The following is a 17790-nucleotide window of genomic DNA, read 5'->3' as shown; positions in this document are numbered from 1 at the left end:
GATCCTTCAGTTACGCAACCTTCAAGGTAACGCAAAAAAGCGCGAGCCAAGCTCCCGCCATCCACTACATTTCTATGTTTTACGTTAAGCAGAGATCATTTTACACTGACGCTACCTCTACATTCCCTTTTAGGGCTTCACCTGTACTTTTCAGCTTTTTACTAAAAATAATAAACAAAACGACGCCCATCAAGCTCGTTATAACTTCTGTTATGGTCATTGACCAGATCACGCCGTGCAATCCGAAAATTGAATGCAGGATGATAATCATTGGGATAAACAAAACGCCTTGTGTAATGGCCATAATGTTGGTTGGTACTCCCTGTCCGGTAGCTTGAAAAATACTCATGAATAAACCCGTAAAGCCATTAAATAAAGCAGAGATCAGCATGGCTACCAGTATATAAGTTCCCATACTTAACACCGAAGGGTCATTAGAGAAGATGTGCAGGATCGTTCCTCTAAACAGAAATACTAGACCCACAAATACAATCGCAATACCTCCGATATATACAAAAGCATGTTTAATTGTTGATTTAAGTCTCGCCATATTTTGACTAGCAAAGGTAAACGCAAATAGTGGAATCAAGCCTAAAAATAAGCCCATTGATAAAAACTCCGGAACTTGCACAATTCTTAACGCCACACCGAATCCAGCTACCACATTCTCTCCATAGTGAATAGCGTAGTTATTTAACAAAAGCGTGCTCACAATCATAAAGCTAAATTGCAATAACTCAGATACACCTATTTTGTACACTTCTAATTGATCTCGAATGGATATCTTGAAATGCTTCAAGAATCCTCTTAAATGCTCACTTTTCGTTTCTAAAAAATAGACATAATAAATTGCGGAGCCCACATTCGCTAAAACCATCACCAACGCAGCACCTGCCACATGCCAGTGCAGCACTAGAATAAAGAGCGGATCAAAAATTAAACTTAAAGCCGTACTGATGAAGATGCCATACATCGATTCTTTGGAGGCACCTTCCGAACGCACTAGCTGTTCCAAGGCTAAATTAAGTACTATCGCAAAGCCACCAGCAAAAAGAGTCAGCGCATACGTTTTGGTATAATCAAAGGTGGCTGCATCAGCACCCAGCAATCGCGTAATGGGATCAATCGCTAACATCGCTAATAGAGCAATAAGAATCCCGACCATAATACTTCCATAAAAAGTGTAGCCGGCGACCTTCTTTCCCTTCTCCGTATCTTTTTGCCCCGCTAACCGTGTAATAAATGTTCCTCCACCTACTCCAAGCATATTCCCAAAGGCCATTAAGACTGTGAAAATGGGTAGACCGAGCGTAATGGCAGTCAGCATACTTGTATTGTGAAGTAAACCAATGAAATAAGCATTGATTACATTATAGATGGTACCAACAGACATCCCGATCATCATCGGAATCGATAAATGGGCAATAGCTTTCTTAATCGGTGCTTTTTCTAAATAATATTGATTTGAAACTTCTGTTTCCATGTTCAATCCTCCGAACTTTTATAAGCTTGAGCTCACTTTTTGTAATAATGATTTCAGAGTTTCCGCTTCTTCGGGAGTGAGTGCTTTGGTGAGGTTATCTTCTACATCTAAGAAAACCTGATTAAACTCTTCCACCAAAAGAGCTCCCTTTTCCAAAACGAAAATCCTTTTTTGTCTTTCATCATTCTCAGGCGTAACACGCTTGATATAACCTTTCTTCTCTAACCCCTGAAGCATACTGGTGATACTAGCCCCTCTTCTGTTAAATACTTCGGCTAAGTCCTTCTGAATAACACCTGTTTCTTGATTTCCATAAATATAACCGATCATCCGACCTTGTTGAGAATTTAAACCTAGCTCATTTAGCCTGGCATCAGCTGTACTTTTTAGTTTCATCCCGATCTCACGGATTAAATTAGAAAATGGTGTGTCTATAACTTGCCTCTTCATTATGATCTCCCCTTACTCAAATTAGTTAGAACTCTAAGTAACACCATCATCATAATAGTTAGAACTCTAACTGTCAAGGATCTAACTAAATTGAAAAAGCTCCTTTTCAGCACTTGTCGTTTAGACAGGACTGAGAAGGAGTTTTTATATAGACTGCATGTTTCTATGATGGGCAAAACATATAAGTTACTCCGCAGTTGGTTTGGATATTAATTCTCCCCTGAGCATTGCTTACCATATCCACGTTACCCTCTTTTGTTTCCACTGTTAATGGGATAGCCGAGACCACTTGGCATTCAGTGCCATGATTGGAAAGAATATGAGCGTACTCAAGCTGATGATTCTTCCAGCTAATTTCAACTTCAAAGCCTCCGCGGGCTCTAAGTCCCTTCACAGTTCCTGACTCCCATGCTTCTGGCAACGCCGGCAGCAAGTGAAGGACTCCGTTATGGGACTGCAGCAGCATTTCCGCAACACCTGCAGTAAATCCGAAATTTCCGTCAATCTGGAATGGCGGATGTGCTCCAAAAAGATTAGGATAAACGCCGCCGCCAGTTACACTTCCTTTGTCTGTATGCACAAGATTAAAGACCTTTTCAATCAGCTTATGTGCACGGTTCCCCTCACCAAAACGGGCCCATAGATTCATCTTCCATACCAAACTCCAACCTGTTCCACTATCCGTACGTCGTTCAAGGGACTGTCTAGCAGCTGCGAATAGTGCCGGCGTCTCTTCCGCCGTTAGTTGGTTGCCTGGATAAACACCGTATAAATGGGAGACATGCCGATGCTGCACATCCTGATCTTCAAAATCCTCAAACCACTCTTGAAGCTGACCGTACTTACCAATCTTCAAGGGAAAAAGCTTTTCAATTGCGGTTGCGAGTTCCTCCCGGAGTTGCCCATCGATATCGAGCACTTCCCCAGCAGTTATACAATGGGTGAATAACTCCCAGATCAAGGAATGATCCATTGCTGTTCCCTTGCTAACCCCGGACAACTCACCGTCCTCGGTATAGAACATATGCTCGGGAGATGTGGATGGAGACGTAATCAAACTTCCATCCGGCTCCTCCTGCAGCCAATCGAGGCAGAAGAGTGCCGCCTCTTTCATAATCGGATAAGCCACTTCCCGCAGATAAGACAGATCGCGACTAAATTGGAAATGCTCCCACAGATGCTGGCACAGCCACGGACTGGCCATTGACCAGCTGGCCCATACCGGATCACCATGACCATAATCACCCACCGGAGCGGACTGGCACCATATATCGCTATTATGATGAGCGGTCCAGCCTCTCGTGCCATAGTTCACTTCTGCCGTGCGGGCACCTGTCTGTGCCAGATTTGCAGTGAGATCCAGCAGCGGCTGGTGGCATTCGGACAAATTACAGGTTTCGGCCAGCCAGTAATTCATCTCGGCATTAATATTCAAAGTATAATTGCTGCTCCAGGGTGGCCGTATTTCTTTATTCCAGATGCCTTGGAGATTAGCCGCCTGCGTACCTGGACGGGAACTGGAAATGAGCAAATAGCGGCCGTATTGGAACAGCAGCTCCACCAGCTTGCTGTCCTTGCCGCCATATTCAGCTACGCGGGTATCTGTCGGCAGGTCTGCAGGATACTCAGAGGGTCCCAAATCAAGCGATACTCTGGCGAATAATGCAGTGTAGTCGGATTGATGGCGTTTCCACAACTCCTTATAGGATTTGCTAAGAGCCGCTGCCAGTAACTCTTCGGCAATGCTTGACGGCTCACGTCCTTCCGTTGCCGGATTACGATCATATCCGTTAAAGCTGGTCGCTGCACTAAATATCAGGATGGCAGAATTTGCTGATTCCACATGTAGACCATCAGCATCCGTGTAGCTGCGGCCTTCCTCGATATGTACACCGATCCGCCCATCGAACCTTGTTCCGCCCTCGCCATAAACAACGGGATTATCCGTATCGTAATAGTTCGGATCGACATTCACCGGGGCTTTGCCTTTCATGATGTAGCGTCCCGTGTCCGCATGGGTCTGATGGCGGAGCGGGCTTCGCAGTCTGGCTGTAAAATTCAGCCTTCCCGGCTGATCTGCCTCCAGCTTCATAACAAGCACTTGATCTGGATGGGATACGAAACAACTACGTTTATAGGTTACTCCGCCAATTCGGTAACATACCGAAGCCGCCCCTGATTCCAAGTCCAGTTCACGTTCGTAATAAGTCGCCAACCCTCCATGATAATGATGGATGCTAAGGTCGCCCAGCGGTAAATAGGACTGAGTATAGGGTCCCATGGCTTGTTTGCAGAGGTCATCCGCTTCAACATATTTCCCTTCATCAATTAAACGGCGGACTTCCGTCATCACCTTAAGAGACTGAGGATTGTTTCCGTCCTTCGGCTCACCCGACCAGAGGGTATCCTCGTTCAATTGAAGCAGTTCATCTTCAATCCCCCCAAACAGCATAGCTCCGAGTCTACCATTTCCGAGAGGAAGGGCTTCGGTCCATTTTGACGCAGGTTCCTGGTAAGTTAGTTTCATCGTTCTACTCCTTTTCTTCATATGCAGCGCTTCCATCCTTGGCAAATGAAAACTGGCTGTTTTGATTTAATTTTCCTGTCAAATCCAAATATACCGTATATTCTTCTTCCTCAATCTCGAATAGCGGTATGAATTTCACTTGATTACCCAGTACATCATTCACCACAAATTCCAATGTCTCCTTCTTCAGTCTGGTGAATTTGTCATTGATATTAAGGTTAGAAATGTCCTGCAAAAGCGCAGATTGACCAAGCTGAGCAAGCAATATGCTGCCAAACATAACTGCCGACTGATTTTCAGAACCTTTAAGCGGAACTAAATGCAGGGTAGCTTCAATTTCAATTTCGACTGTGTCTTGATCATTAAAAACACGCTCTATAACGATATATCCGTTTTCCTTCTTATAAGTAAAGGGGGCGGAATTGATTGTCACGGCTTTGACTGTTTTTTCCTTGAGCATTATCTTGAACTCCACAGGCTCGGTAGCTTCAATCACAAGCGTGGATGTTAACCCGTCAGGAAATGCTGTAAGCTGATTGATTGTAGCGTTCATTTCCTTCCAGATCACTGTTGAAGAAATAAAAGTATTTAGAAGCAATGTATCACCGCTTTTAAACCAGATGTTCCTTTGAAGCTCACTCATAGCCTCTATACCAGATGCGGTACAGCACCAAAAGGAATCGTAAGGACTGCTGAAATTTTTGAAAGCTGAGCTTCCCATAGGCTGATGGTACTGGGAAAGACCCGTTTTTCCGCTTGCACTGTTTAAGATGGCGTTATATTTCAGTGATTCCATATGATCCAGATATTTGGTTGATCCTGACCATTCCAATAATCGCTCAAGGATCCTTTCTGTATTGTGTGCACAGCAGCTCTCGCTTTCACCGCCTGTCAGTGCATCTTCCAGCTTGCCATAAGCTCCCCAGTGTTCTGATTTTTCAGATACTTTATCTTTGATAAAGGCTGTTGCCTTCGAGCTGTTATTTCCGTTTGCAAACGTTCTTCCCCGCAAGTAATTATAGAAATTTACAGAAGCTGTCTTATACTTTTCCTCCCCACTAATGTTATAACGATGCATCGCAGCAATAATCATGGGCAGGTGAGTATTGGCGTGCAGATTCTCAAGCACATCTTCTTCGGCTGCCAGATGATCAATGAAATAATCACGGTCGAAAATATGGGCCAGATCAAGAATTTGGAGTTCTCCTGTTATGTCATACAGTGTGTATAACGCGTCCCCTATGCCCCCGAACTCATTCACCGGGTTAACCTTCGTACAACGTAGAATGCCGTCAATTTTCCAGAAGGATAAATTCTCAAAGCGTCTTTGGATATAGCGCGCCAGATTTAAAGCCAGAGACAAGGATTTGGAGCTATTCAGATAAACATGGCAATCAACCGACCCCTGTATTATTTTGTGTAGCGTATAATATGGCGCCCATACATTCCTATTTTCTTCAAGCTCCAGAATATCAAGCTTGTCTTCTTCGAAAGCACTCACATATCCATTTGGCTTGGCACATAATTCCATAATGTCAATAATCTCATTTGCTTTAGCTTTCAAATTTTCATCCTGGTCGCCAAATCCGAATTTAGCACAAGCCGAAAGATAATGTCCTACAAAATGACCTCTAAGACCGCCATCTTCAGCTTCCCAACCACCCAAAGGCTCTACTGATGACTCCATTCCAGCATTGATTTTAAACGTATGCATAAGCCTGTCAGTGTCAAACTCAGTGATGTACTTTTTAACAAGTGCTCTTCGAACTGCAAACTTTTTATCGCTCAGCCTTACTTCATTAAGTCCAAAGTTGGTAAACAAATCGGACACCTCAGTTTCAATAAAATGATATTGCAGTGGAGATTATCCACATCCATATTTTATATTACAGGCATCCTATTTTTGAATTCATCCACTTTGGTAAACATATATTATTTTTGGGTTTTGTATCTTATGGACAAGACTCGCGAACAAATCTACAATTAATCTATATTCTTTTTATAAAGGAGACTTTAACTTGTACAATAACGTATTGTTACATTTTGATAGAGTAGTAGAGATACATGATTTGGGTTTTTATACGACTAAAAATTTATATACGCATCCGATTCGAACGCTGGATTGGAATGTTTTCCTATACGTAGCCGATGGTCAAATGGAGGTCTGGGAAGCAGATACTGAATATGTGATCAGCAAGGGAGAATTTCTATTCTTAAAAAGCAATCTGCAGCACTGGGGAGAGCCTAAAACGCCTGCAGGAACTTCGTGGTACTGGATTCATTTCATCAGTAATTCCGATGCTGAAGCGGAACAGGAATGGAATAAACCATATAAAGAATACCGTAAGTTCATTGTGCTTCCCAAGCAGGGAAAGATTTCACAGCCTGAGAAGCTTGAGAAACAGCTTGATTCTTTGATTCAATTATATAATTCAACCGATCCGCTTCGAGCCATCACGCTCAGTCTGCAAACCATGGAGCTTTTTATTACTCTCTTCAGAGAAGCTCTCCATCAAGCACCGCTGACCAAATCAGACCGGACGGTACGCAGAATCATTGAGTTTCTTGAACATAAAGAATACTATGAACTTCACTCACAGGAGCTTTCTGCTTCACTTGACATGAATTATAGTTACTTATGTGAAATATTTAAATTAAAGACAGGTCTCACCATTCAAATGTATAACTCCCAGATCTTCATGGAAAAAGCAGCTGGAATGATGCGCAATTCGAATATGAACATATCTGAAATCAGCGAGGTGCTAGGTTTTAAAAATCCTTTTTACTTCAGCAGGGTATTTCGCAAGGTAAAAGGCTGTTCACCGTCAGAATATATAAGTAGGATTTATTAAATAATTTTATTTCCACCCTGTTCCCGAAAGCTGCCCGGCGTCTGGCCTTCATATTGCTTGAATACCTTATAGAAATGGCGGGGATTATCATAACCGACGCTTCTGGCTACCTGGTCCATCGGGACATCTCGTGCCTTCAGCAATATTTCCTTTGCTTGGTCCATTCGTATAGAGCGCAAATAGTACAGAAACGTCATACCGGTCTCCCGTTTAAGCAAACTGCAGACATAGTTTGGATGCAGTCCCAAATACGAAGCAACTTCTTCAAGTGACAAATCACGCATAAAATTAGCTTGGACGAATGCTTTGAATTTTTTTATACTGGCAAGATGTTCCCCCGGAGCTGCGTTCTCAGCATCGTCATCTCTCCCAGCTACCTCCTCGCGTTCTTTCATAATTTCAATGGCCGTGCGAGTAAGCAGAATTGCCAAGTCCTTCTGATGGATGGGCTTAAGCAAATAATCCGTAACCTTAAGTCGTAAGGCTTGACGCGCATATTCAAAATGATCATAACCGGATAAAATAACGAAGCGCTTCACCTGCTTATGCTGTGCTTCCCTGATAAGCTCTAATCCATCCATTTCCGGCATTTGAATATCTGTAATCAGCAAATCAGGATGGAACTCATCCATCAGCTTCAGCGCCTCAATACCGTCGGTTGCAGTTATGATCTCGGTGAACAGTGTGTTCTCACTGTGAATCATATACTGTAAACCATTACGGATAACAGGTTCGTCGTCAACGATCATTAATTTCAGCATTAGAGTACCTCCCTTCTTTTATCCAGACGCATAATGAAAATGGTCTTCTTTCCTCCTTCACTTTCAATGGTTATTCCCGAGGACCCGCCGTAAAATGCTTTGATTCGTTCATTAACGTTAAGAAGTCCTATCCCTCCTGAAGAAGAAATCTCCTCTTGTGAGTTAACTCCATCAAGTATAGAGCGAATCTGCGATAATTTTTCTTGGGAAATTCCTGCACCATTATCACTAATCCGAATGATGACAAAGTCGGGCATTTCATTGATAGTCAGGTTGATGACACCTTTCCCCCTGATTTTTCCAAGTCCATGAAGAATGCTGTTCTCGACTATCGGCTGCAAAATGAACCTAGGACAAGTAAGATCCAGAGCATTTCCATGAATTTCTAGCTCGAAATGAAGGCGTTCTCCCATTCGAACTTTATGAATAGCAATATAGTTGCGGACATTCTCCATCTCATCAAAAAGCGTAGACTCATCCTTATCTTTAGTGAGACTATACCGCAGCAAATTACCGAGAGTGAATGCGACTTCAGCCAACTCCTGATCATTTTTCATAAGTGCCATCATTCGCATCGTTTCCAGCGTGTTGTACAGAAAATGTGGTTTGATTTGTGCCTGCAGCATTTTGATCTCGGCTTCCTTCTTCATCAACTCCACCCGATGCACAGTCTGACCAAGCATATCCATACGATAGATCATCTTGTTATAAGACATAATCAGAAAACCAACTTCATCCGTTCCGGGTGCTCCCGGGTAAAGCGCCAGCCGGGGATCGTCTACACGCTTCATATGCCGTGAGAGCTTTAAAATACGGGAAGTGATCGACGTAGCGACAGCAAAATAAAACAAGGAGAGCACGCCTAGCGAAATAAGTCCGACTATGATTGTACTAGCCTGCTTTGCCCTTAAATCGAGTATAGGGCCAACTTTGCTGATTTCCATCATCGTCAGTCCTAATTTTTGTACATGGGTAGCATTCAAAAGATACTTGTGATCGTCGACGTAATAGCTTTGTACACCTGAATTCCTAAGGCCCTTTAATATGGAGGTCATCTCCTCGTCACTCCAGACAAGCGGCCGCTGCGAATAAACGACCTGCTGATTACTGTCGGAAACCATGCTCCACACTTCGTCTTCTGTTTGAAGCGTTTGAAAAAAACGGTCGATCAGTTCTTCATTCACTGTTATTTGGAGTAGACCAAGATCACGGCTGTAGGAATCGTTATATAGCTTATGGGTGTAGGATATAATGGGCAGGTCGCCATTTTTCCCCACATCATATGTCCATAGGCCCCTATTGGGCGGGAGCGCCAGAATCGCCTCCGCATGTCGTGGATCGTCGAAAGCACGAAAATCCATAATATCAGGAGGAAGCTCTAATACTGACTCGTTACGCTTAAATATTCTAATTTCTTTCACAACAGGATTACCCGACAGCACAAAAGAAAAGGTTGGGCCTATCTCTTTCCGATAGTTATAGACCATCTCCCAGTCTGCTTCATATGTCCCATTTAAGTAGTCAGTTAGATTGGCGTTGTTTTGAAATAACGAATAATTAGATTCGATTTTGGACAGCTCAATTTCCAAATTTCCATATACCTGCTCCATCAGTTGCTGTCTTCCGGCCAAATACTGATCTAGAAGGTTATCAATCATTTGCCGGTAAAAGAGATAACCGAACAACGCAAAAGGGAGGCAGATCAAAAGAAAATATCCGACAATCAGCTTCTGGACAATGCGCATTTGGCGAATTTTCATTATAATTTTGTAAAACAACCCCATCTAATCCACCACTTTCACTCACTTATGTCTTTTAACCGACAGCCAGACATTTCGCATAAAAGGAGAAGAGCGGCTGGGCATCGCTCCGCCGCCTCTGCCTTATTAAGGATTACTGGTTGAAATTCCCTTTCACTTCAGCATACTTGGTATTGGCCCATGTCTCAAGATTTTCCAGTCCCATTTTATCAGCCTGCTGCGCCATATTAGCAAATGCTTTTTTAGCCTCTTCCTCGGATGTCGCCAAATAAATTTTGGCTTCTTCCGTTTGCATCATAGTGGCAATATTATTCTTAATAACTTCTTCCTGAGAATCGGCAGCCGGCTGAACTAATCCTACCTCTGGTTTAAAGGTTATCAGCTCACTAAGTTGTTGACTAGCTTTCGTAGTCTCTGTACCAGGAACATAATTGCCGAGTGCTTCATTAACCGCGCTGCCAGCCAGCAGCCCCCACCAATAGATTCCTTTTTCATTCTTCACTTCATCGCTGGAACGATCATATGTGAAGACCGGATAACCTCCATCATCACTCATCTTGTAATCTTGGCCTTCAATTCCCCACAAAGCCAATCGTTGTCCTTCTTCGGACATTAGGAATTGCATCAGTTTAATGGAGGCCTCTGGATTTTTATTGTTTTTGCTGATAAATACGCCCTGCCAACCGCTGCCGTAATTTTCGACTTTGAACGTATCGCTAATCTTAACCGGTAGCTGCACCCATTTATACCCAGACGCCTTAGTTTCAGATGTCAACCGGTCAGCACCTTCAATCGTCCAAGCGTAAGCGAATCCTTTACCACTAGTCATGATCTGCTTTGCTTGATCTTCATTTTTGTAGGCGAAATTCTCCGCTTTAACATAGCCGCTGCGGTAAAGCTCATTCATGTATAGGTACATCTTTTCCAGCTCTGGCGTTCGAAGAGTATGAACTAGTTGTCCTTCCTTATCGCCAAATCCTTCTTTTTCTGCGCCAAATTGGGTAGCAAAATATCCTTTTGCCCAAGCAGGGTTCGGGTTCAGAACAAGCGGTACCATTTCTGGATGCTTGTCTTTGACCTTAGCAAACAGATTATTTAAATCGCTCAAGGTTTCAACCTTTGGGTTTCCTAACTCTTCCATAATATCGGAACGGACAGAGATACCAGCACCGGTATTCAGTGCATATTTTTCATTCGCCTTCCACTCTGCACTAGTGGAGAAATTGTTGCGGATCGTGTAATAGCTGCCATCATCCGCCGTATTCACCGCAATGTACTGAGGATCTATTTTGAAATCAGGTGCATATTTATCGATTAACTCCTGCCAGCTGTAGCTCAAACTAGGATCAGCCAGGCGCTTAAGCTGTGCATTCGTACCGGTAACCACTAAATCCGGAAGATCTCCGGATGCGATCATCAGTGGAAGCTGTTTCTCGTCCGTTGCCACCGTAATGTTCAGTTTCACACCAGTTTGCTTCGTAATTTCTTCCGGAATGCTTCCCGACCAATCCTTGAGCGGCCACCATGGCTGGTCGACAAAGAGTTTAAGCTCCACGATCTTTCCGGTGCTGCTTGTATTATTTTCAGTTTCACTTGTTCCCGAGGCAGAAGTACTTGTTGAAGAATTTTCACTATTGTTACCGCTGCAGCCTGTGATTAATCCAGCCAGGATTGTAACCGCTAACAAAATCATCGCCGGTTTTCTAGCTGTTTTATTGTTTCCCATGATATTTTATCCCCTTTGTACTTATTATAATGGCATAGAGCAGAGCAGAACGGAATAGGTAAACTGTTCCGTATCCACACCATTGATTACTTGTTTATCCTTTCACAGAGCCCAGCATCATGCCTTGCACAAAATATTTTTGTAAAAATGGATAGACACACATAATTGGGAAAATAGAGATTACCATAGCCGTTACTTGTACGGAAAATTGGGTTACTTGTAGCTGTGCCGTAAACTGTGCCGCATTTGCGCTTGTATTGGCTGAAATCATAGTTTGATTAATGACTTCCATCATCCGGTATGTGATCGTCCGCAGTGAATCATTCTGAACGAAATAAGCCGAATCTAACCAAGCATTCCATTGCTGGGACCCTAAGAACAAACCCATGGTTGCCAGCAGCGGCAGAGAAACCGGAAGTACGATGCTTCCAAAAATGCGAAGCTCACTCGCTCCATCGATACGCGCCGATTCTCCAAGTTCAGGTGGTATCTCCTGAAAGAATGAAATCGCGATCAGCAGAAAAAATAAGCTCAGCATGCTAGGAATGACATAGACACCAAATGTATTCAATAATCCAAGACTTTTCAGCACGACATAATAGGCAATTAATCCACCAGAAACATTCATCGCCACTATAGCAACAAGGAAGTAAACCTTCCGAAAAATCAAATCCTTCCTTGCTAGACCATACGCCACGAGGCTGGTAAACAGGACTGACAAAGTTGTGCCGATTAGAGTCCGCAATACAGTTACACCGAAAGCCTTAATCCACTTCGGATCCTGAAAGAAATATGAATAGTTATCCAATGTAAACTCTCTGGGCAGTAGATACAATCCGCCTCTTGCTGTATCAGCACCCTCATTAAATGAAGCAATCAACACATAATAGAATGGATACAAGGTGAGAAACGCAATGATGGAGAGCAGCACATAATTGACAGTATCCACAACACGGTCCTCCACCGTTCTTCTCCCGTTCATAAAAGGTTTCCCCTTTCTTTCATCTAATTAATAGAGGCTAGAGCCTGAGAAGCGTTTGGCGATGGCGTTACTTGATACGATCAGAATGACAGAGATGAAGGATTGCACCAGATCGATAGCAGTTGCAAAAGCAAATCTACCTTGAGCAAGTCCAGCATTGAAAGCGTACGTTTGAATGATTTGCGATGTTTCCGAGTTCAATACGTTACCAAACAGCATCACCTGTTCAAAGTTCGAACCTACCAATCCACCCCCTAGAATACTGCCGATGGATAAAATAAGTACGACGATTATGGAGCCTTTCATATTCGGTAAAGTTACATGCATAATACGCTTCAGTCTGCCAGCGCCGTCCATTTGAGCCGCCTCGTACTGACTGGGATCAATACCAGCAATGGCAGCGAGGAAAATAATCGTCCACCAGCCCGCCTCTTTCCAGATTGCCGTACTAACTGCCAGCCCCCAGAATGAATTTGGATTCGTCAGAATATCAAGCGGTTGATCAATCAGACCTAGCGACATCAATGCATTATTGATCAGCCCCGTTTCGGTAGAGAAGAATGCAAAACCAATTCCCGACACGACAACCCATGAAATGAAATGTGGCAAATAGCTGGCTGTCTGGACAAATCGTTTCACAAATGAACTTCGAACCTCTGTCAGCATGATCGCAAGTATAATGGGTACCGGAAATGAAAATACCAGCTTGAGTATGCTGAGCACTAAAGTATTGCGGACCAGGTTTGGAAAATTGTAATCATTCACTAATTCCTTAAAGTATCGGAGTCCTACCCAATCACTTGTGAAAATCCCGGCTATACCAGAGGTGATCTTATAGTCCTTAAAGGCCATTAGAATTCCAAACATGGGTAAATAAGAAAACACCAGCAAAAACAGTAGTCCAAGCCACACGAAAATTTGTACTGTGATTTGCTTGCGAAACCGCTTTGTGAACGTGTCCTCTTGTTGAGATGTATTCTCTAGGTATGAGGGTGTAAGCGTTCTCGTTTTCAACATGTTGTCAACCTCCCTTCTGACCCTATTATATAATCGCTTACATTTACAAAATACGGATCATTAATAAGCACTAAGTATCCGATATTAAGGTTGATTGAACAAACAAATAAATAAATAATCTCACTTGAAATAGAAATAGCGACCTCTCCGGTTAATACCGGACGAGGTCGCTATAATATGGTAACAGAACTTCTTGTTTAGTCTTTGACATTAATCATTTAGTTCAAGCAATGCCTTGATCACTTTGGACTCAGGCTTTAGCCAGCTATCAAAGACATTAATCATGTCGCTGAAAGCTGAGCGGTGCGTAATATAGCGATCGATGTCAACATAACCAGCGGAGATCGCCCTCAGCACGTAGTCGAAATCCTCCATCGTTGCGTTGCGACTACCCATCAGGGTCATCTCATGACTGTGGAAATTCGGGTCATTAAAGGTAATATCGCTTTTTACAAGTCCGACATAAACCAAAGATCCACCATGCGCAACAAGATCAAATGCCCCTGTCATGGATGATGCATTACCGGTAGCATCAATGACGACAGTAGCAGCCTCACTGCCCGTAATAGCTGCAAGCTGTTCCTTGGGCTGCTGAAGTGCACTAACTGTATGCTCCACTTTAGCCCAAGAACCACAAAAGGCAAGCCGTTCATCATTGACATCCATCGCGATAACCTTGGCACCTGCATATCTGGCAAGCGCCATTATGCCAAGTCCGATGGGGCCCGCTCCGATAACTAGCACGGTATCACCAGCAGCTAGCCCAGAACGCCTTATTGCATGTGCACCGATCGCAAGCGGCTCCAGCATGGCGGATTGATCCAAGGTTAGCCCTTCTGTCTTGATTAGATGGCCAATGGGAATGGATACCCGTTCCCGCATCCCACCGTCAATATGAACACCGAACACCTTCATGTTCTTGCAGCAGTTCGTTTTGCCGCTGTGGCAAGCGGAACACTCGCCACAGTGCATATAAGGAACGATGCTGACTTGATCACCGCTGTTTAGGCCTGCATCATTAGTCCCAACTGCCACGATGATCCCCGACAGCTCATGCCCCAGAATACGAGGATAGCTGAAATAAGGCTGATTCCCTTGGTAGGCATGTAAGTCCGTTCCGCAGATGCCGATCCGGCGGATTCGGACAATCGCCTGTCCTTCTTCAAGTACAGGCTCCTCCAAATCATTCCGGAAGGTAAATTTGCCTATTTCTTCGCAGACAATGCCTTTCATTATAGGATACCACTCCCTTCACTTTGGGTAAGATGTCCATTGTATTCCATCCGTCCGCTCACCCAAGTATCGTTATGGATCGGCTCCAGAATTGTTAGTACTTCCTTAAGAAATCCTCTATCCAGCGGCTCGTCGGTCCAAGCGGCATTCTTAATGATATTATCTGGATTGGCCGTACTAACCAGTGTAGTTGGAATCCCCTCATGTTCAGTTGAATATTGAACAGCCAGTTTCGCGATGTCAGCACCTTGAGATGCACAGTACTCTGCGGCCTTCCGGCAAGCCGCTTTCAGTTCACTGCTTGCAGGATGCCAATCGGCTGTCTCGTGGGTACTTAGCAGTCCCATGGACAGCGGCGAAGCATTGACCAGCCCCACACCTCTTTGATTCAGCAGCGGCAGGAGATCAAGCAAAGAAGTATCGTTAAGGGAGTAATGACAGTAGGAGAGAATTGCATCAACCTCAATCTGCGGAAGGAGCGTTTCGAAGAGCTGCAGCGGTAGACCGCTGATACCACAGAAGCGGATCTTACCTTGTTCTTTCAGCTTATGCAGCGCAGGCACAGCCTCTTCAAGAATAATTTTAGCCGGCACGAATTCAATATCATGCAGGAACAAAATATCCAAATAATCTGTGTTCAACCGCGATAGGCTCTCCTCCACACTGCTAAAGATGCGTTTTGCAGTAAAATCGAAGGTGTTCTCACCGTAACGACCAGCCTTAGACGACAAAAGAAATTTGTCGCGCGGTAGCTGCTGTACTGCCTTACCAAGTACTGTCTCCGCTTTGGTCAGACCATAATAAGGCGATACGTCGATATAATTAATGCCTGCATCAATGGCTGCATGTACAGTGCAGATACTCTCATTGTCATCCGTCTGACGGAACACTGAGCCAATTGACGATGCGCCAAAGCTTAGTGCGGAAACCTCCAGCCCTGTATTTCCTAATTTACGATACTTCATTTCAGAATCACCCCATCCTTAAAGTCGCTTCAAAGTTTGTAGAACTCCTTAGCATTACCTCCAAATAAACGTTCACGTTCATGTTCACCCCAAGTTTCCGGAAGAGCATGAAGCAGTATATCCATGACTTCATCATATTCAGCGGCAAGCAAGCATACCGGCCAGTCGCTGCCAAACATTACCCGCTCCGGTCCGAACAGCTCCAGTACCCCACGGATGTATGGAACGAAGTCTTCCTTCTTCCACCCGTCTTGACCAGCTTCCGTGACCATCCCGGATAATTTGCAATAGATGCCAGGGAACGCCGATATTCCCGCTAAATAGTGGTACCAAGGCTCAAGCTCGCCGCTATGGATTGGAGGTTTGGCGAGATGGTCAATAACACCGCGCAGATCCGGCACCTGCCGCAGCAGCTCCAACACCGGCTCCATTTGCTGTGACGTCAGCAACAGATCCACCGGCACTCCCTCCGCCGCATAGCCGCGAAGTGCATTCACAAATGCTGGCTCTAAGATACGGGTAGCATCCGGCATGTCCTGGATCATAATCCGGAACCCCTTGAACTTAGGATGAAGACGTAATTCATTATAATGCCGCCGGTGATCAGCGCTGAATAAATCCAGCCAGCCGACGACACCGAGTACAGTGGATGATTCGTCTGCAAGCGTCAAGATATAATTAGTTTCCTCAACCGTTGGTGCAGCTTGGACAATGATACTCCCGTCCATATGGTGCTTATTGAGCAGCGGCTCTAGGTCAAGCGGGAGGAAATCCCGGTATAATACAGGCAGCTCTGGCGTAATCCAGCCGTAGTCACCGCGGTCAATTTTCCAATAATGTTGATGAGCATCAATACGCATCCGCTAGTTACACCTCTTCCGAGAAAATCAATTTAAGTGATGAACTAAGATATGAACTCATTGTATATCAGATGCAAATAGTAATGTAATCGCTATATCTTGCATTTTTATAACATTATTTGATATTGTGCAATTGAGCGCTTATCCATGTTAAGGAGGAACCCGTAGTGAAACCTTTCCGCAAGCCTTTTTTCGGAGACCCGCTGTTTCCGTTTGAAATTAATCATAAAAATATAAAAAAACAGGATAATGAGCTTCCGGACCATCTGCATGACCGATATGAACTCGTCTATGTATATCAGGGGAAAGGGACTTTCTTTATCGACAATACATGGTATGAGAAAAAAAGTGGGGATTTATTTATCATTCCAGGTAACACAATCCACCATTCCCTGCCTGACAACGATGATCCTATTGTCTCTTCAGCGCTGTACTTTGCTCCTACTCTCCTCACCACGGAACCTCTGGATGATTCTTACTCCAGCCTGCTATGTTATGATTTTGCCCGCAAAAAAAAGTCCTACAGACTGGAGCTGCAGGACCCTTTGAAATCTATCACAGAAGCAGCTCTGGAAGATATGGTAAAGGAAATAGAAGAGCGCAGAACTGGCTATCATGAAGCCATTCGGCTAATAACATGCCAGCTATTGCTACAGATCAATCGGCTCATTCTGACTGAAAATGGAAATCCGAACAAGAGTCTTAGGATGGCCCCTTCCTGGATGATGGAGGCTTTAGAGCAGATTGATGAACATCCGGAGCTTGATTTCAGCCTCTCTAATCTCGCAGAACACGCCAATGTCTCTGCTTCGCATTTCTCTCGAGTCTTTAGACAGTTAACCACAATGAATGTGAGTAACTATATAAACGCCAAACGAATGATTAGAGCCAAAGAAATGCTTCTTCAAACCGAGGACAACATTAATGTTATTGCAGAACATTGTGGATATGATACCCCCACTCATTTTTACCGCGTATTTAAATCATTAACCGGTGTTACTCCTAGTGTGTATAGGAAGAATGCCTTTTGATATAAGAAAAACGCCTGCCGGCATCCTTGGAGGTCGAGATACAAGCTGAGGTACATTCGTAATTCCATACTCGTATCCATATACACCATCGTAGTGAGGTTCCGAGGGACTGACCGTATTGCATTTATTCCCTAATAACAAGC

Annotated in this window: 14 protein-coding genes; 2 read left to right on the top strand and 12 right to left on the bottom strand. The window is 44.0% G+C overall.

Annotated features, from left to right (window positions below; translation table 11 throughout):
- Positions 1-100: 100 nt before the first annotated feature.
- The 4 genes from NSS67_RS11115 to NSS67_RS11100 form a co-directional block, all read right to left on the bottom strand.
- Positions 101-1483 carry an MATE family efflux transporter gene (locus tag NSS67_RS11115; protein ID WP_339319586.1) on the bottom strand — a complete coding sequence of 461 codons (1383 nt, stop codon included), beginning with the start codon at positions 1481-1483 and terminating at the stop codon, positions 101-103.
- A gap of 18 nt (positions 1484-1501) precedes the next feature.
- Positions 1502-1933, bottom strand: coding sequence for a MarR family transcriptional regulator (locus NSS67_RS11110; protein WP_339319585.1), 432 nt, complete (start codon positions 1931-1933; stop codon positions 1502-1504).
- Positions 1934-2096: 163 nt separating this feature from the next.
- Positions 2097-4460 carry a glycoside hydrolase N-terminal domain-containing protein gene (locus tag NSS67_RS11105; protein ID WP_339319584.1) on the bottom strand — a complete coding sequence of 788 codons (2364 nt, stop codon included), beginning with the start codon at positions 4458-4460 and terminating at the stop codon, positions 2097-2099.
- A 4-nt stretch (positions 4461-4464) separates the two neighbouring features.
- Positions 4465-6291 carry a beta-L-arabinofuranosidase domain-containing protein gene (locus tag NSS67_RS11100; RefSeq protein ID WP_339319583.1) on the bottom strand — a complete coding sequence of 609 codons (1827 nt, stop codon included), beginning with the start codon at positions 6289-6291 and terminating at the stop codon, positions 4465-4467.
- Between the two features lie 187 nt (positions 6292-6478).
- Here NSS67_RS11100 and NSS67_RS11095 point away from each other — a divergent pair, with 187 nt between their 5' ends.
- Positions 6479-7312, top strand: a complete 834-nt coding sequence (locus NSS67_RS11095) for an AraC family transcriptional regulator (protein WP_339319582.1) — start codon at positions 6479-6481, stop codon at positions 7310-7312.
- Here NSS67_RS11095 and NSS67_RS11090 read toward each other — a convergent pair.
- The 8 genes from NSS67_RS11090 to NSS67_RS11055 form a co-directional block, all read right to left on the bottom strand.
- Entirely contained in the window at positions 7309-8073 is a 765-nt protein-coding gene (locus tag NSS67_RS11090) for a response regulator (protein WP_339319581.1), read from the bottom strand. The genes NSS67_RS11095 and NSS67_RS11090 overlap by 4 nt on opposite strands.
- Positions 8073-9833 carry a sensor histidine kinase gene (locus NSS67_RS11085; RefSeq protein ID WP_339319580.1) on the bottom strand — a complete coding sequence of 587 codons (1761 nt, stop codon included), beginning with the start codon at positions 9831-9833 and terminating at the stop codon, positions 8073-8075. The genes NSS67_RS11090 and NSS67_RS11085 overlap by 1 nt, the downstream gene beginning before the upstream one ends.
- A 133-nt stretch (positions 9834-9966) precedes the next feature.
- Entirely contained in the window at positions 9967-11559 is a 1593-nt protein-coding gene (locus NSS67_RS11080; protein WP_339319579.1) for an extracellular solute-binding protein, read from the bottom strand.
- 94 nt (positions 11560-11653) lie between these two features.
- Complete coding sequence (locus NSS67_RS11075) at positions 11654-12541, bottom strand: carbohydrate ABC transporter permease (RefSeq protein ID WP_339319578.1); 888 nt, start codon at positions 12539-12541, stop codon at positions 11654-11656.
- Positions 12542-12568: 27 nt separating this feature from the next.
- Positions 12569-13558: an ABC transporter permease subunit gene (locus tag NSS67_RS11070; RefSeq protein ID WP_339319577.1), complete on the bottom strand. Its 990-nt coding sequence runs from the start codon at positions 13556-13558 to the stop codon at positions 12569-12571.
- 210 nt (positions 13559-13768) lie between these two features.
- The gene (locus tag NSS67_RS11065; RefSeq protein ID WP_339319576.1) at positions 13769-14791 is read right to left on the bottom strand and encodes a zinc-binding alcohol dehydrogenase family protein; all 1023 of its coding nucleotides are present in this window, start codon (positions 14789-14791) and stop codon (positions 13769-13771) included.
- Positions 14791-15756: an aldo/keto reductase gene (locus NSS67_RS11060; RefSeq protein WP_339319575.1), complete on the bottom strand. Its 966-nt coding sequence runs from the start codon at positions 15754-15756 to the stop codon at positions 14791-14793. The genes NSS67_RS11065 and NSS67_RS11060 overlap by 1 nt, the downstream gene beginning before the upstream one ends.
- Before the next feature lie 29 nt (positions 15757-15785).
- Positions 15786-16616, bottom strand: a complete 831-nt coding sequence (locus tag NSS67_RS11055; protein WP_339319574.1) for an amidohydrolase family protein — start codon at positions 16614-16616, stop codon at positions 15786-15788.
- 167 nt (positions 16617-16783) lie between these two features.
- On the opposite strand from NSS67_RS11055, the gene NSS67_RS11050 reads away from it, so the two are divergent.
- Positions 16784-17647: an AraC family transcriptional regulator gene (locus NSS67_RS11050; protein ID WP_339319573.1), complete on the top strand. Its 864-nt coding sequence runs from the start codon at positions 16784-16786 to the stop codon at positions 17645-17647.
- Positions 17648-17790 lie beyond the last annotated feature (143 nt).

The organism is Paenibacillus sp. FSL R10-2734, assembly GCF_037963865.1.
GTDB lineage: Bacteria > Bacillota > Bacilli > Paenibacillales > Paenibacillaceae > Paenibacillus_AQ.
The sequence above is the reverse complement of the archived record's forward strand: the minus strand, read 5'-3'. Positions and strand labels throughout refer to the sequence as shown.

What these genes read in the sequence shown, in the direction of transcription:
- NSS67_RS11115 (WP_339319586.1), bottom strand. Translation starts at nt 1,483, where the DNA reads ATGGAAACAGAAGTTTCAAATCAATATTATTTAGAAAAAGCACCGATT.
- NSS67_RS11085 (WP_339319580.1), bottom strand. Translation starts at nt 9,833, where the DNA reads ATGAAAATTCGCCAAATGCGCATTGTCCAGAAGCTGATTGTCGGATAT.
- NSS67_RS11060 (WP_339319575.1), bottom strand. Translation starts at nt 15,756, where the DNA reads ATGAAGTATCGTAAATTAGGAAATACAGGGCTGGAGGTTTCCGCACTA.
- NSS67_RS11090 (WP_339319581.1), bottom strand. Translation starts at nt 8,073, where the DNA reads ATGCTGAAATTAATGATCGTTGACGACGAACCTGTTATCCGTAATGGT.
- NSS67_RS11070 (WP_339319577.1), bottom strand. Translation starts at nt 13,558, where the DNA reads ATGTTGAAAACGAGAACGCTTACACCCTCATACCTAGAGAATACATCT.
- NSS67_RS11055 (WP_339319574.1), bottom strand. Translation starts at nt 16,616, where the DNA reads ATGCGTATTGATGCTCATCAACATTATTGGAAAATTGACCGCGGTGAC.
- NSS67_RS11075 (WP_339319578.1), bottom strand. Translation starts at nt 12,541, where the DNA reads ATGAACGGGAGAAGAACGGTGGAGGACCGTGTTGTGGATACTGTCAAT.
- NSS67_RS11110 (WP_339319585.1), bottom strand. Translation starts at nt 1,933, where the DNA reads ATGAAGAGGCAAGTTATAGACACACCATTTTCTAATTTAATCCGTGAG.
- NSS67_RS11080 (WP_339319579.1), bottom strand. Translation starts at nt 11,559, where the DNA reads ATGGGAAACAATAAAACAGCTAGAAAACCGGCGATGATTTTGTTAGCG.
- NSS67_RS11105 (WP_339319584.1), bottom strand. Translation starts at nt 4,460, where the DNA reads ATGAAACTAACTTACCAGGAACCTGCGTCAAAATGGACCGAAGCCCTT.
- NSS67_RS11065 (WP_339319576.1), bottom strand. Translation starts at nt 14,791, where the DNA reads ATGAAAGGCATTGTCTGCGAAGAAATAGGCAAATTTACCTTCCGGAAT.